At 32.7% G+C, this 16,299-nt stretch carries 13 protein-coding genes; 1 reads left to right on the top strand and 12 read right to left on the bottom strand.

From position 1 onward, the window contains the following. Window positions 1-152: 152 nt before the first annotated feature. From PNO30_RS07670 to gnd, 12 genes are all read right to left on the bottom strand, one after another. Entirely contained in the window at window positions 153-1,454 is a 1,302-nt protein-coding gene (locus PNO30_RS07670; RefSeq protein ID WP_271987805.1) for an ABC transporter substrate-binding protein, read from the bottom strand. 54 nt (window positions 1,455-1,508) lie between these two features. Further along, complete coding sequence (locus tag PNO30_RS07665) at window positions 1,509-2,612, bottom strand: ABC transporter ATP-binding protein (protein WP_271987803.1); 1,104 nt, start codon at window positions 2,610-2,612, stop codon at window positions 1,509-1,511. 537 nt (window positions 2,613-3,149) lie between these two features. Further along, window positions 3,150-4,466, bottom strand: a complete 1,317-nt coding sequence (eno, locus tag PNO30_RS07660) for a phosphopyruvate hydratase (RefSeq protein ID WP_271965482.1) — start codon at window positions 4,464-4,466, stop codon at window positions 3,150-3,152. Between the two features lie 66 nt (window positions 4,467-4,532). Next, window positions 4,533-5,297, bottom strand: a complete 765-nt coding sequence (tpiA, locus tag PNO30_RS07655; protein ID WP_271965483.1) for a triose-phosphate isomerase — start codon at window positions 5,295-5,297, stop codon at window positions 4,533-4,535. A gap of 26 nt (window positions 5,298-5,323) precedes the next feature. After that, the gene (locus tag PNO30_RS07650) at window positions 5,324-6,520 is read right to left on the bottom strand and encodes a phosphoglycerate kinase (RefSeq protein WP_271965484.1); all 1,197 of its coding nucleotides are present in this window, start codon (window positions 6,518-6,520) and stop codon (window positions 5,324-5,326) included. Window positions 6,521-6,616: 96 nt separating this feature from the next. After that, the gene (gene gap, locus PNO30_RS07645) at window positions 6,617-7,624 is read right to left on the bottom strand and encodes a type I glyceraldehyde-3-phosphate dehydrogenase (protein ID WP_271965485.1); all 1,008 of its coding nucleotides are present in this window, start codon (window positions 7,622-7,624) and stop codon (window positions 6,617-6,619) included. Window positions 7,625-7,637: 13 nt separating this feature from the next. Further along, window positions 7,638-8,684, bottom strand: a complete 1,047-nt coding sequence (locus tag PNO30_RS07640; protein ID WP_271965486.1) for a sugar-binding transcriptional regulator — start codon at window positions 8,682-8,684, stop codon at window positions 7,638-7,640. 169 nt (window positions 8,685-8,853) lie between these two features. Continuing rightward, a complete protein-coding gene (locus PNO30_RS07635) occupies window positions 8,854-9,480 on the bottom strand; it encodes an exonuclease SbcC (RefSeq protein WP_271965487.1) in 627 nt (208 codons plus the stop codon). Window positions 9,481-9,578: 98 nt separating this feature from the next. Beyond that, window positions 9,579-10,541, bottom strand: coding sequence for an asparaginase (locus PNO30_RS07630; protein WP_271987801.1), 963 nt, complete (start codon window positions 10,539-10,541; stop codon window positions 9,579-9,581). 15 nt (window positions 10,542-10,556) lie between these two features. Then, window positions 10,557-11,132, bottom strand: coding sequence for a beta-class carbonic anhydrase (locus tag PNO30_RS07625; protein ID WP_003147898.1), 576 nt, complete (start codon window positions 11,130-11,132; stop codon window positions 10,557-10,559). A gap of 165 nt (window positions 11,133-11,297) precedes the next feature. Next, window positions 11,298-12,689 carry a glucose-6-phosphate dehydrogenase gene (zwf, locus tag PNO30_RS07620; RefSeq protein WP_271987798.1) on the bottom strand — a complete coding sequence of 464 codons (1,392 nt, stop codon included), beginning with the start codon at window positions 12,687-12,689 and terminating at the stop codon, window positions 11,298-11,300. Continuing rightward, window positions 12,661-14,073 (bottom strand): decarboxylating NADP(+)-dependent phosphogluconate dehydrogenase, encoded by a 1,413-nt coding sequence (gene gnd, locus PNO30_RS07615; RefSeq protein WP_271987797.1) that lies wholly within the window; start codon window positions 14,071-14,073, stop codon window positions 12,661-12,663. The genes zwf and gnd overlap by 29 nt, the downstream gene beginning before the upstream one ends. Window positions 14,074-14,521: 448 nt before the next feature. Here gnd and aldA point away from each other — a divergent pair, with 448 nt between their 5' ends. Next, window positions 14,522-15,973: an aldehyde dehydrogenase gene (gene aldA, locus PNO30_RS07610; RefSeq protein WP_271965492.1), complete on the top strand. Its 1,452-nt coding sequence runs from the start codon at window positions 14,522-14,524 to the stop codon at window positions 15,971-15,973. Window positions 15,974-16,299: the final 326 nt, after the last annotated feature.

Here is a 16,299-nt window from a genome sequence, read left to right as displayed (position 1 = left end):
ATTTTGTCGAGTCACCCCCGCACAGTTTATTAGATATCTAAAAAGCTTTTATAAAGCGAATTTAGATATCAATAAACCACTGCGTCTATGAGTTTTCATATAAATCTTGTTAAAATTTAGGGCTTTTGGGTCAGCCCCCTTTATACGTCAAATTACAATGCTTCTTTTATTGTTTTATTTGCATCTTCAACAAATTTATCTAATCCTTCTTTAGGTGAAGTTTTTCCGTTTAATACACCTTGAACCATATTGAACCAAAGTGGTCTCATTTTAGCAAATCCAGGAATTGTGTTATAGTATGTTCCATATTGACTTGTTAAACCTTCTGCGAATTTAAGTTCTTCTGAATCATATAATCCTGTTTCACCTTTTTTAGCTGAGAAGTTACCAGATGCTAATAGAGTACGTTTACCCCAATCTTTATCATTTACCATGAAGTCAACGAATTTTTTAGCTGCTGCTGCTTTATCTACATCACCATTATCAAAGATAGCTGGTCCAGCTACTAAGTAGTCATATTTAGCTTTTCCACCATTGTTAGGGAATGGTAAGAATTTATAGTTAAATCCTGATGCATGTGATGCTGCGATACCTGGTGAGAATAAGATTGTAGTTGCTGCACGTCCTGATTTGAATGCTTCTAGAGCATCTTTAGCTTCTAAGGCAACACCTTGACCTAATAAACCTTCATCATATGCTTTTTTAACCCATTCTAAACCTTTAACACCGTTAGCGTCGTTAATAATATATTTGCTATTTGCATCGTCTGTAATCCAAGAGTTGTATAAGTTTGCTACAAATGCTCTTGGTCCTTGGTCTCCTGCTTGTGATTTAGTATAAAATAAAGCTGGAGTGATATTTGAATCTTTTTGTTTAACTGCTTTTAAGAATTTTTCATATTCTTCAACTGTCCAACTTCTATCTTGTTTGTTAAGAGGTAGAAGATCTGTTACTCCTAATCTATCAGTTAAATCTTTGTTTACCCCCATTAAGAATGGTGCTACCCCTTGTGGATACATGTAAAGTTTGTCTTTGTAACTAGAAGCTTTAACTGCTGCTTCACTTAATTTTGATTTATCAACATCATCTAATGGAACTAATAAATCTTTCGCTGCCCAAGCAATTACACGACCTGGTGCATCGTAAATTACGTCTGGAGCAGTTTTTGATTGAATAGCTGTTTCTATTTTAGCTGGTCCATCTGTAAATTCTATTTTTTGATAATTTACTTTAATATTTGGATTTTTCGCTTCGAAAGCTTTAATTAAAGCTGCATCAAAATCCTCAGTTTTCTTAAATTCTTTATCTTTAGTGAATTGTGGGAAGTCCCAATAAGTAATTTCTACTTTTTTGTTCGGGTCAGCTTGTTTTTCTTCTTTTTTACCACCCACACACCCTGTTAAAACAAGTGCAGTTGTTGCTGCTACAGCAAGTAGCTTATTTATTTTTCTCATAATATGAGCCTCCTTATTATTTTATGTTTTTAAAAATTTGACGTCTTATTTAAACTAATCTAAAATACTAAGCTCAGTATCTACATCAAAGAAATGAGCTCTATTCATATCTAGCGCAAAAGTTAATTCATCACCCATTTTAATATTTTGTCTTGAGTGTACAATTGCTTTGATATTTTCTCCATTTAAATCAGTATGAACGATATATTCAGAACCTAATAACTCAGCCACAATTACTTTTGAAGTAATTTTAGCATGTGAATAAGTTTCTAATACTAACGGGTCATTTGATATATTTTCAGGTCGAATTCCTAAAACAACTTCTTTCCCTTCGTATCCTAATTCTTTTAATTTTTCATAATATCCAACAGGAATCTCAATATTTCCGCCACCTTTTGTAACAAAGTTACCTTCTACAACTTTTCCTCTCATGAAGTTCATAGTTGGTGCTCCGATAAATCCAGCTACAAAAAGATTTTCAGGATGATCATAAATATCTTTTGGACTTCCTACTTGTTGAACTACACCTTTTTTCATTACAACAATTCTGTCAGCCATTGTCATAGCTTCAGTTTGATCGTGTGTTACATAGATTGTAGTTGCACCTAAAGTATTATGAATTTTAATGATTTCCGCTCTCATATTACTTCTTAGTTTAGCATCTAAGTTAGATAGAGGTTCATCCATAAGGAAAACCTTAGGACTTCTAACTATTGCTCTTCCTAATGCAACCCTTTGTCTTTGACCTCCAGAAAGTGCTTTAGGTTTTCTATCTAAAAGTTCTTCTAGTCCTAAAATCTTTGCTGCTTCTTCTACTTTGGCCTTAATTTCATCTTTTGGAACTTTTCTTAATTTTAAAGCGAATGCCATATTATCAAATACTGTCATATGTGGATACAATGCATAACTTTGGAATACCATTGCGATATCTCTATCTTTAGGTTCAACATCATTAACTAATCTATCCCCTATATAAAATTCTCCTTCAGTTATATCTTCTAGACCAGCAATCATTCTAAGTGTTGTAGATTTTCCACATCCAGATGGTCCAACAAAAACTACGAATTCCTTATCGGCTACTTCTAAATTAAAATCTGTTACCGCACAGAAACCATTATCATATTTTTTATAAATATTTTTTAATGATAAACTTGCCATATTAGCCTCCTGTTAATTTAATATTTATCTTTTCTTTAAAATAGTATCACATATGAAACCGCTTGTAAAGATTTTTATTCGTTCATTTAATGTTGTAACTTTCAAAATAATCCATTATTTTTTTATTTCATTTAAACAATAATCAAACTTGTATATCAACAAAACATGGATAACACAAATAAAAAGAACATTTATAAGAGAAAAACAAACATTTGTTCAGTTATTTTTTTATTATATTTATTTAATCATTTATATACTAAATTTAACACATTAACACTAATATGAATTTTAATACCTTTTTAAAATATCTAAATTTACCTATTTTCATTTTTAAATTACCTTTTAGTTTATAATACAATATTGCAATCGTTTTACATTCTTATATTTTACATTTGACTAGGCAGATACTGAATTTATTTCATTTAATATATTGCAAATATGCCTTAATATTTTTTTATATTTCCATAAGTAAAAATATAATTATTTAAACAAAAAAAGCAAGAGCCTTTAGCTCTTGCTTCTTTTAAAATATTCTAATTAGCGTTTGATGTTATAGAATGCTTGAATACCTGGGTATACAGCTGTAGCATCTAATTCATCTTCAATACGTAATAATTGGTTGTATTTAGCAATACGGTCTGTACGGCTAAGAGAACCTGTTTTAATTTGTCCAGCGTTAGTTGCAACTGCGATATCTGAGATTGTAGAATCTTCAGTTTCTCCAGAACGGTGAGAAACTACAGCTGTGTAACGAGCACGTTTAGCCATTTCAATAGCGTTTAGAGTTTCAGTTAAAGTACCGATTTGGTTAACTTTAATTAGGATTGAGTTACCAACACCTTGTTCGATACCTTGTGATAATTTTTTAGTGTTAGTTACGAATAAATCGTCTCCTACTAATTGCACACGGTTACCGATACGGTCTGTAAGTAATTTCCATCCTTCCCAGTCGTTTTCATCCATACCATCTTCGATAGTGATGATTGGGTATTTGTTTACTAATTCTTCTAAGTAATCAACTTGTTGTGCTGAAGTACGAACTGCTCCACCTTCACCTTCGAATTTAGCGTAGTTGTATACTCCGTTTTCGTAGAATTCAGAAGACGCACAGTCAAATCCTAAGAATACATCTTTACCTGGTTCTAATCCAGCAGCTTTAATCGCAGCTAGTATAGTTTCAACAGCATCTTCAGTTCCTTCGAATGTTGGAGCAAATCCACCTTCATCACCTACTGCAGTTGATAAACCACGGTTGTGTAATAATTTAGCTAAGTTGTGGAATACTTCAGCTCCCCAACGTAAAGCTTCTTTGAATGTAGGAGCACCTACAGGTAAGATCATGAACTCTTGGAATGCGATTGGAGCATCTGAGTGAGATCCACCGTTTACGATGTTCATCATTGGAGTTGGTAATTCTTTAGAGTTAGTTCCTCCTAAGTATCTGTATAGAGGTACTCCTAAAGAATCAGCTGCAGCGTGAGCTACTGCTAAAGATACACCTAAGATAGCATTAGCTCCTAGACGTCCTTTGTTTTCAGTTCCATCTAATTCGATCATAGCGTAGTCAATTCCTACTTGATCAAATACGTCGAATTTACCTTCTAATAAAGGTGCGATTTCTTCATTAACGTTAGTTACAGCTTTAGTTACACCTTTACCTAGGTAACGTCCTTTGTCTCCATCACGTAATTCAACTGCTTCGTATTGTCCAGTTGAAGCTCCTGATGGTACTAATGCACGTCCAAATGCTCCTGATTCAGTTGTTACTTCAACTTCTACAGTTGGGTTACCACGTGAATCTAAAACTTCTCTTGCATATACTTCTGCGATAATATCAAATGTTTTTGCTAACATTAACTTTCTCCTTGTTGTTTAAATTTATAATTCTATTATACTATAATTTATTTATTTTTGCTAAAATTAAGCTAATTTTCCACCTTCTAGAAGTGCTAAGAATGATTCAGCTTCTAGAGATGCTCCACCTACTAATGCACCATCAACATCTGGGCATGATAGGTATTCTTTAACATTTTCAGGTTTAACTGATCCACCGTATTGAATACGAACTTTTTCAGAAACTTCTTTACCGTATAATCCTTCAACTACATCACGAACTGCTTTACACATTTTTTGTGCATCTTCTTTTGTAGCAGATTTACCAGTTCCGATAGCCCAGATTGGTTCATAAGCGATTACTGATGAAGCTACTTGTTCAGCTGTTAAGTCAGCTAAAGCACCTTTTACTTGAGATCCTACGAACTCAGCTGCTTTTCCTGCTTCGTATGTTTCAAGACTTTCTCCACAGCAGATGATTGGTAATAATCCATTAGCAAAGATAGCTTTTGCTTTTTTATTAATATCTTCATCTGTTTCGTGGAAGTAATCACGACGTTCAGAGTGACCGATTACTACATAGTTTACTCCCATTTCAGATAATACTTTAGGTGAAGTTTCACCTGTGTAAGCTCCTGAATTTTCAAAGTAACAGTTTTGAGCTGCAACTTTTAATCCTGTTCCTTCTGCCGCACTAAGTACTGCACTTAAATCTACAGATGGAGCTGCAATTCCTGCTTCTACTTTATCTGATGATGGTAATTTTCCAGCAAGAGCTTCAACAAACGCTTTAGCTTCTTGTGGGTTTTTGTTCATTTTCCAGTTTCCTGCGATAAATGGTAATCTTGACATGATGTTACTCTCCTTGAGTTTTAAAATTATTTATTAGATAATGAATCAATTCCTGGTAATACTTTTCCTTCTAGATATTCTAGAGATGCTCCACCACCTGTTGAGATGTGTGAGAATTTCTCAGCATATCCTAAAGAAATTGCTGCTGTAGCACTATCTCCACCACCGATAATAGTAGTAGCACCTTCTAAGTTTGCGATAGCTTCACAAACACCAATTGTACCTTTAGCAAAGTTAGGCATTTCAAATACACCCATAGGTCCATTCCAAATTACTGTTTTTGCACCTTCAAGAGTTTTCTTGAATAATTCAACTGATTTTGGTCCGATGTCTAATCCTTCTTCATCAGGTTGGATATCACCTTGTGCTACACGACTTGGTGCATCGTTAGAGAATTCTTTAGCTACTACTGTATCGATTGGTAATACTAATTTTTCTCCAGCTTTGGCCATTAGTTCACGAGCATATTCAACTTTATCATTTTCACAAAGTGAAATTCCGATTTCTTTACCTTGTGCTTTCATGAAAGTATAAGCCATACCTCCACCAATAATTACTTTGTCAGCTTTTTCTAATAAGTTTTCAATAACTGCAATTTTATCAGAAACTTTTGCTCCACCTAAGATTGCAACAAGAGGTCTTTCTGGGTTATCAACTGCTCCTCCGATAAATTTGATTTCTTTATCAACTAAGAATCCTGAAGCAGAGTTCCCTTCACCAATGTTAGATGCAATACCTACGTTTGAAGCATGTGCACGGTGAGCTGTTCCGAATGCATCGTTTACGAATACATCCCCTAGAGAAGCCCAATATTTAGCAAGTTCTGGATCATTTTTAGATTCTTTTTTACCTTCAACGTCTTCGAAACGAGTGTTTTCAAACATTAAGATTTCTCCATCTTTTAATCCTTTAACCGCTTCTTCTAATTCAGCTCCACGAGTTTCAGCTACGAATTTTACTTCTTTACCTAATAATTCTGATAATCTAACAGCTACTGGCGCTAAGCTTTTAGATGCTTTATCAGCTTCTTCTTTAACACGTCCTAAGTGTGAGAAAGCAACTACCTTAGCACCTTGATTTAAAGCATACTCAATTGTTGGTAATGCAGCAGTAATACGATTATCGTTTGTAATTTCACCATCTTTTAAAGGCACGTTGAAATCAACACGCATTAAGACAGTTTTCCCTTGTAAATTACCTAAGTCTTTAATAGATTTCTTCATGGAAAGCTCCTTTTATTTATATTTTAGAATATATGAGATAAGATATAAGTCGAAATTGACTTATATCTTATCTATTCTTCTATTACCTATTATAGATTATTTAATTAATCCTGCAAAGTATTTTAATGTTCTTACTAATTGAGATGTGTAAGACATTTCGTTGTCATACCAAGAAACAACTTTAACTAATTGTTTGTCTCCAACTGTTAATACTTTTGTTTGAGTTGCATCGAATAATGATCCGTAAGAAATACCTACGATATCAGAAGATACGATTGGGTCAACGTTGTATCCGAATGATTCGTTAGAAGCAGCTTCCATAGCAGCGTTAACTTCTTCAGCTGTAACAGTTTTTTCTACTACTGCTACTAATTCAGTTAATGAACCTGTTGGTACTGGTACACGTTGTGCAGCTCCATCTAATTTTCCGTTTAATTCTGGAATTACTAATCCGATTGCTTTAGCAGCACCAGTTGTGTTAGGTACGATGTTTACAGCTGCTGCACGAGCACGACGTAAGTCTCCACCACGGTGAGGAGCGTCAAGTGTGTTTTGGTCTCCAGTGTATCCGTGAATTGTAGTCATTAATCCTTCAACTACTGTAAAGTTATCGTGTAAAGCTTTAGCCATTGGAGCTAAACAGTTAGTTGTACAAGAAGCACCTGAAATAACTGTTTCTGTTCCGTCTAGAGTTTCGTGGTTTACGTTGTAAACGATAGTTTTAACGTCGTTTCCACCTGGAGCTGAGATAACAACTTTTTTAGCTCCTGCTTGAATGTGAGCTTCAGCTTTTTCTTTAGAAGTGAAGAATCCAGTACATTCTAATACTACATCGATTCCTAATTCTCCCCATGGTAATTCAGTTGGGTTAGGGTTAGCGAATGCTTTGATTTCTTTTCCGTTTACTACTAAGCTTCCTTCAGCTGCTGATACTTCTCCGTCGAAACGACCTTGAGTTGTATCATATTTTAATAAGTGAACTAGTTGGTTAACTGGTGTTAAGTCGTTAATCGCTACTACTTCAATTCCTTCTACGTTTTGGATTCTTCTTAAAGCAAGACGTCCGATACGTCCAAATCCGTTAATTGCTACTTTTACTGTCATTTTTTAGTTCCTCCTAAAAATTTTTATTAACTTTTTTTATTATTTTTTTGCAAATAGCCTCGTCAATAATTAATGTCGCGTTCGCTGGTTTAGTATTTAAATAACTATATACTGCATCAGCTTTTTCTTCTCCACCAACTATCGTAAAGACATTATCAATGCCATCAACATCTTTAAAACTCATACCTATAGTAGAGGTTTTAAATATTTCACTGCCGTTCTCATCGAAATAACTTCCAAATGATTCACAAACAGCATTTTTTTCTTCCAATACTTTCAAAATATCTTTAGAAGATTTTCTTCTATTCGCCATCTCAAAAGCATTCCCTATACTATGGATAATTATCGATGTTTTACCTATAACATCTAGAGCATTTTTTACGACTGGTTCTTTTACGAGTTCTTCTAATGCTTTTTGTCCTATATTATCTGGTGCATGTAATAGTTGATAATTATGTCCAGAGTTTTTAGCCATCTTAGAGGCTATATCATTTGCTTGATATTCTGTATTTACTACAGATAGTCCTCCTCTTATTGGCGTTATAGTAACATCTTTTCCATAACCAAATGTTTCATTAGCTCTGCCGGCTATGTAGTACATCGTACTACCACCACTGACTCCAATTACGCATTCTTTAGTTATCTTAGCATTAACCTTATCCAAGAGTAAGTTAGTCATTTCTTCTCTAGTGGCCTCATTATTTATAAAGTCACCCGCTACAATATGAACTTGTTTTATCGAAAAATGATTTTTTATAAAACTTCTTTCCTTAGCAAAAGCATCATTTATAACTGATTCTTTTATCTCCAGTAGAAGCTCTTCTCCTTTTTCCGTAAGACTCATTCCAGTAGCTTTCTTAGTTATTAACCCTAACTTGGATAAAACTTCACATTCCGTACGTAATTGTCTTTCCGTCATATTTATAAAGTTCAACAATGTTTTTCTTCCTACTGGTTGATTAACTTTTATCGCAATAAGTAATTCATACCTATTACTAAACTTCATAAACATATCAGGTACAAGTCTACTTTGCATATGTAACAAATGTAAAATATCCATCTTATGTTTCCCCTGTTTATTCGAAAGTTTATCTATGGACACTCCCTGTCCAGTTAGGTCGTTTTTCGACCAGCTTATTCCAAAAAAAATAAACTTTCTGATTAAAATTATATCAAAGACCTATATAAAAATCAAGTCTTTTAAATAAATTTTAATCAAAAAATTCATCTTATTTTAATATCGCTAATAATTCAATTAGAATAATGAAATAAAATACGAAAATCATTTCATATTCTTTATAATCGACTGGTAAATTAGAAATATATTGACTAGGGTAGTTGACCTCTATATCTTTTTTCAGATTTTCTACATTTAAGTTATCAAAATTATATCTAACTAGCAACTCATTCAGTTCTTTATCGCTATAGTAGAATATTTTTTTCACTTTTGAAGAAAATAGACTATCAGCTAGAGTAACATTTTCTATAACTGATAAAACAGATAATAAATCACGTTGTCCGTTTTTTGAATTCCCTACTATAACTCCATACAACTTTTGTAATAACAGTCTAGGAATTTTGTATTTTAATTCTAATACTTCAAAATCAATTGTTTCGATTTTTTTCTTAGTTTTTGATTTCTCTGCCTTCTTTGTATTACTTACTTTTCCGCCGTCTTTTTCTACAAAAACTACATATTTATCTGCTATTTCAATTATTTCTTTTTTATCAAACTCAATTTCTTCATTTAAGTTTTCTAGCGTTTTCTCTTGATCTAATTTTTGGTATGGTCGTTTAAATTTATTATCCTCTAATAGATAAAATCCTCTATACGACTTATGATATTTAAATTTCAACTCTACACCTCTTTCCTAATTTTAATCATTTAATATACTACCATAATTATAAAAAATATTCAACCTTCTTCATATTTCAATAAATTCACAAATTATTGCTAAAAATAATTTTTTAAATTATCAAAATCGACTCCTGCTTCTAATAAAACTAATAACTTAATTCTAGCTTTCTGTCCACTAAGTCCCGTTGTAAAAATAACTCCATCTTGTTGGAATCTCTTACCGCCACCTTCGTAATCATATACATCTTGAGTAACACCATTAAATGCACGGGAAACAAATACTACAGGTATTTTCTTCTTAATACATTCTCTTATCGCCGGAACAGTCCTTGGAGGTAAATTACCAGCACCTAGAGCTTCAATCACTAACCCATCTGCTCCAAGATTTGCGACTGCATTAATAAGCTCATCTCCCATACCAGCATACGCCTTTAATAAGTACACTTTCTTACCAAAAACATTTACATCGTAATGTTCTTCATTTATTAATTTTTGGAAATAAATTACACTATTTTTAGATACTAATCCTATAGGTCCAAAAGTTGGTGTTTGGAAAGTCGCTACATTTGTAGTATGTGTTTTAGTAACATAGGTAGCTGTATGCACCTCATCATTCATAACTACTAATACACCTTTATCACAACTTTCATCACTAACAGCAACTACTAAAGAACTTCTTAGATTAGCAAGTCCATCCGCTCCTATTTCATTACTAGAACGCATCGCTCCTGTTACCACTACTGGAATATTCACATCTAATGTTAATTCTAAATAATACGCAGTTTCTTCAAGCGTATCAGTACCATGTGTAACTACTACGCCATCATATCCTTGTGTTACCGCTTCTAGTATCCTATTCTTTATACCTAACATTTCATGTTCTGTTATCTGAGGAGAAGCAAGATGATATAAATCTTCAACTACTAAATCTCCAATATAAGAAAACATACTTCCTCCAACACCAATTGGATTCTTATCAGTCGGCGAAACTTTACCCGTTGTTTGATCCTCACTCATAGAGATTGTTCCACCTGTATTCAAGATTAATATTTTCTTCAACTTACTATCCCCTTTCTATTTTCTTAGATTTTCATAGCCATTAACAACTAAATCAACTTTCCCGTTACTTGGATTTATTACTAAACCATGTACAGGGACGTCTTTTGGTATTAATGGATGATTCATAATCATATTAACATCATGCCCAACACTTTCTTCAACATCGTCAAAACCATGTAGCCAAGTATTTAAATCAAGTCCAGAGTATTGAAGAATATCAATAGTTTCTTTCCCAACACCTCTATCTCGCATTTTTTCCATAATTAGATTAGTATCAATATTTTGCATACCACAGTCATGATGTCCCATAACTATAATCTCATCTGCTTTTAACATATACACTGCTATTATCAAACTTCTCATAATCGATCCAAAAGGATGAGTTAATATAGCACCTGCATTTTTCACAACTTTAACGTCTCCTGAAGATAGATTCAAAGACTTTGTTGCAAGTTCAACTAACCTTGTATCCATACACGTAAACATTACTACTCTCTTAGCTGGATATTTATCTTCTGTCTTATATTTTTCATACTCTTCGAATTTAACAAAATACTCATTGTATTCTAACATTGAATCTAACAGTCTCATATCTTAACTCCTTTTGAAAATAATCATTTAAATTTTTCTTATATTTTCATTATACTATACTTCATGCTTAACGTAAACTTTCCTAACTAGCAACCCCTAAAAAAACACCTACACTGCAAAAAAGATGTATTGCATGACATAAAGTCTTACAATACATCTAAATAATTATTTAACCCAATCCACTAAATTATCAGCCTCTTTTGGACCTTTTGAACCTTGTTCATATGTGTATAATGGAGAACCTTGTTCTTCATACTTAGCTATAAGTTTATTAACAAATGTCCAAGATTCAACTATTTGATTCCATTGAGAGAATAATGCTCTATCCTCTCTAAAACAAGCATCTAATAATCTTTCATAAGCTTCAGGTGTATTTACTATATTTTCTAGTATACAACTTTGGCAGAAATCAAGTGAAATTGGTTGTAATTCTTGTTCTGTACCTGGTTTTTTAGCATTAAATTGGAAATACACACCTTCTTCAGGTTGAATTTTTATTATTAATACATTTCCTGGAGAAGTTCCTACAGATTTAAATTGAACAACTACTTGAGTTTCTCGTTTTTCTAGTTTCTTACCAGTTCTTATAAAGAATGGTACACCTTCCCAACGTTCATTATCTATAAATAATTTAAGCGCCGCATAAGTTTCTGTTTTAGAATCAGCAGGAATATTTTGTTCTTGTAGATATCCTTCATATTGCCCCATTACTAAACTTTCATGAACATCTTCAATCGGTTTAAGCGCAGAAAGAAGATTGTATTGACTCTCGTGAATACCACGACTTCCCTCTTCTTTTGGTTCTTCCATAGCTACTAATGATAGAACCTGTAATAGGTGATTTTGAACCATATCTTTTAAAGCACCACTCTTATCATAGTAACTAGCCCTAGTTCCAACACCTACAGTTTCTGCAGCAGTAATTTGAACATTTTCGATAAAATCTTTATTCCAGATGCCTTTGAAGATGATATTTTCAAAACGTAAAGATAAAATATTTTGAATCATCTCTTTACCTAGGTAATGGTCAATATGATAAATTTCATCTTGATTAAAGAATTTAGCAAGCTCATCATTTAGTATCCCAGCTTTTTCTAAATCTTCTCCAAATGGTTTTTCAATAATAACTTTCGCATTATTTTCTGAGCAATATTTTTTTAGACCATTTGTAATAGTTATGAAGAATGATGGAGCCACCGCGAAGTAGTAAACATGATTTTGTATATCTTGTTCAGAATAAAATGCTTGTAACATCTCATAGTCATCTTCATTTGTCATATCCATTTTGAAATAGATAATTTTTTTAGCATATGCATCAAATTGTTCATCGTCGAATTTAGTACGTGCATACTCTTTTACCCACGTATGAGCAATATCTATATATTCTGACTGCGTATAAGCTCTACGACCAATCACAACTATCTTAAAATCATCAGCTAATTTCCCTAATACATTTAAGTTATATAATGCAGGTAACAGTTTTCTATATGTAAGATCCCCTGTTCCTCCAAAAAGTGTTATTGCTGTTTTATTTTTCATTGTTTCCAACCCAGTCATAGTGATAATTTCCTTCTTTATCTGTTCTTTCGAAAGTGTGTGCTCCAAAATAGTCACGTTGCGCTTGAATTAAGTTAGCACCACTTTCTGCTGTAGTGTAGATATCTAAGTAAGAAACTGCAGAAGTCATAGCACTTAGTGGTAATCTATTAGAAATCGCTAAAGTAGCAACTTCACGTAAGCTATCTTGTCTTGTTTCAATAACTTCTTTAAAGAATGGATCAAAGATTAAGTTTTCTAATTTTGGATTATTTTGGTATGCTTCGATAATATTTTGTAAAATTTTCGCTTGAATAATACATCCACCACGGAAAATTTTAGCAATTTGTGAATAATCAAATGTCCAGTTGTATTCTTTCTCAGCAGCTTGTAATAATTTGAATCCTTGTGCATAAGATACAATTTTTGAAATAAATAAAGCATCTTTTACAATATTTTTTAGTCGTTCTTTATCTTCGACTACTGCATAAGGTTTACGAGCAAATTCTTTTTCAGCGCGAACGCGTTCTTCTTTAAGATTTGACATATATCTTCCATTTAACGCAGCTGTAATAACTGATACATCAATTCCTAAATCAATAGCTTGTTCGTTAGTCCATTTCCCAGTACCTTTTTGTTGAGATTTATCTAAGATTTTATCTACTAAGTAGCTTCCATCTTCTTCTTTTACTTTGAAGATGTTTGCTGTAATTTCAATTAGATAAGATTCTAATTCACCTTTATTCCATTCTTCAAATGTTTTTTGTAATTCTTCATTTGAGAAACCTCCTAAGTGTTTAAGCACTTTGTAAGCTTCTGAAATTAGTTGCATATCTCCATATTCGATACCATTGTGAACCATTTTCACATAATGACCTGCTCCACCAGTTGAAGTATAACTACAACAAGGAACACCATTAACTTTAGCCGCAATAGCTTCTAAAATAGGACGAATTTCTTCGTAAGCTTTTTCATCACCACCAGGCATTAAAGCAGGACCGAATCTAGCACCTTCTTCTCCTCCTGATACACCAACTCCAAAGTAGTTAATTCCTTTTTCTAATAATAGATCATATCTTCTTTGAGTATCTTTAAAGAATGAGTTTCCTCCGTCAATAATGATATCTCCTTTATCAAGAAGTGGTGTTAATTGTTCAATTAGACTATCTACAGCAAAGCCTGCTTTAACCATTAAGACAATTTTTCTTGGTTTTTCTAGTCCATCGACTAATTCTTGTAATGAATATCTCCCTGTTACATTTTTGTGTGGGTGCTCTTCTAGCATTTTATCTACAACAGATGTTGTTCTATTAAATACTGCAACTTTAAAACCATTATCTGCAATATTTAATGCAAGATTACTTCCCATTACTGATAAACCGATAACTCCGATATTTTGTTTCATTAATGAACCTCCTAATGTTTCTTACCTAAGATTATACCACTAAATACATTGCTAATGGAAATATTTTTGCTTGGAAAAATTTTTTACTATTATTTTCTTTAGTTACTTAATGCATTAAAATTTAATATTTCAGAAAAACTGTATCAAGTACAATAATAACAATATTATTATCTAATAATCTTTCACTTTTATGTATGCGCTTTACTTGATATGTTACAGGAAATAAAAATAATTTAATTCTTTATACCATTTTTAAATTATTCATTTCTTCTATTTAAAATTATATATAACTTTTTTTGTAAAAATGCATAGATAAAAGTTTAAATACATAAATATATATCAAAAAATATAAACAAACTACTTGATTTATATTTTTTCATAAGATACAATGTTAATACAGTAATGATAACGTTTACTTATAAGAAAAACAGAAAAAGGAGAATTAACTATGAGTGAAGTTAAAGTTTTAAAAAATTTTATTAACGGGGAATTCGAAGAAAATACAAATTACGATTATATAAACGTACTAAATCCATCTACAGAAGAAGTTATCGCTAAAATCCCTTCTTCTTCAGAAGCAGATGTAGACCGCGCAATTGACGTAGCAGAAGTGGCTCAACGTGATTGGGAAAAATTACCTGCAATTCAAAGAGGTGCATATCTTAGAAAAATTGCTGAACGCATCCGCGAACGTGAACCAGAAATTACACAAACTATTGTTAATGAAGGTGGTAAAACTTTCGATTTAGCAAAAGTTGAAGTATTATTCACAGCTGATTACTTAGATTATATGGCTGAATGGGCTAGAAGATATGAAGGAGAAATTATTCAAAGTGATAGACAAGATGAGCACATCTTCTTATTCAAACGCCCTCACGGAGTAACTACTGGTATTTTACCTTGGAACTTCCCATTCTTCTTAATCGCTAGAAAAGCGGCACCAGCATTACTTACTGGTAATACAATTGTATTGAAACCAAGTCAATTAACTCCAATAAATGCCGATATTTTCGCTGAAATCTGTGTAGAAGTTGGTCTTCCAAAAGGTATCCTTAATATTATTCACGGACGTGGATCTGTTGTAGGAAATAGATTAGCTTCTAACCCTAAAGTTGGCTTAGTAAGTTTAACAGGTAGCTTAACAGCTGGACAAGAAGTTATGAGAGCTGCTGCTGAAAACATCACTAATGTTTCTTTAGAACTTGGAGGAAAAGCCCCAGCTATCGTATTTAAAGACGCAGATTTAAATCTTGCTGCAAAAGCGATTGTAGCATCTCGTGTAATTAACTCAGGACAAGTTTGTAACTGTGCAGAAAGAGTATACGTTCATGAAGATGTTAAAGATGAATTCGAAAAAATCTTATTCGCTGAACTTGATAAAGTTAAATTCGGTGACCCTAACAAAGAAGGTGGTTTAGATTATGGTCCACTTATCGAAAAACGTGCTGTAGACGCTGTTGCAGAAAAAGTTGCTTATGCAGTAAAACAAGGTGCGACTCTATCATATGGTGGAACTCGTGATGAAAATCAAGTAGGATACTTCTTTGGACCAACTGTTTTAACAGATGTAACTAACGAAATGAAAATTATGAAAGAAGAAACATTCGGACCTGTAATCCCAGTAGCAACATTCAAAACTTTAGAAGAAGTATTAGAATATGCAAATGATTCAGAATATGGATTAACTTCATCAGTTTACACTACTAACCTAAATACTGCATTCAAAGCTGTAAATGGGCTAAAATTTGGTGAAACATACATCAACCGTGAAAACTTCGAAGCTATGCAAGGATTCCACGCTGGACGTCGTAAATCTGGTATCGGTGGAGCTGACGGTAAACATGGTTTAGAAGAATACCTAACTACTCAAGTTGTTTACATGCAATTAGATAATGAATAATCTATAAAAATATAATTAAAAACTAAAATTAAATCACCATATTTAAGTAATCTTACTTGAGTGTGGTGATTTTTCTTATAATATATTACATTCTCCTCTACTTTCCTTTTACTATTGCTAAATAAATCAACTAATCAAAAGTTTTCAAAAAATTATTGACAAATTTTCAGATAAATGTTAAGATTTTAATTACAATTAATAAAGGAGCTACTCAATAATGAAAACTAAAATTTTAACTAGTAAAAGAGAATACTTTTTCGTGCCATTTTAGCAGCACTTATATCTCATAGCATTGTAGATATAAGTGCAACGATGTCTACAATGGC

It is taken from the genome of Gemella haemolysans, from assembly GCF_028308085.1.
Classification (GTDB): Bacteria; Bacillota; Bacilli; order Staphylococcales; family Gemellaceae; genus Gemella; species Gemella haemolysans_D.
The sequence above is the reverse complement of the archived record's forward strand: the minus strand, read 5'-3'. Positions and strand labels throughout refer to the sequence as shown.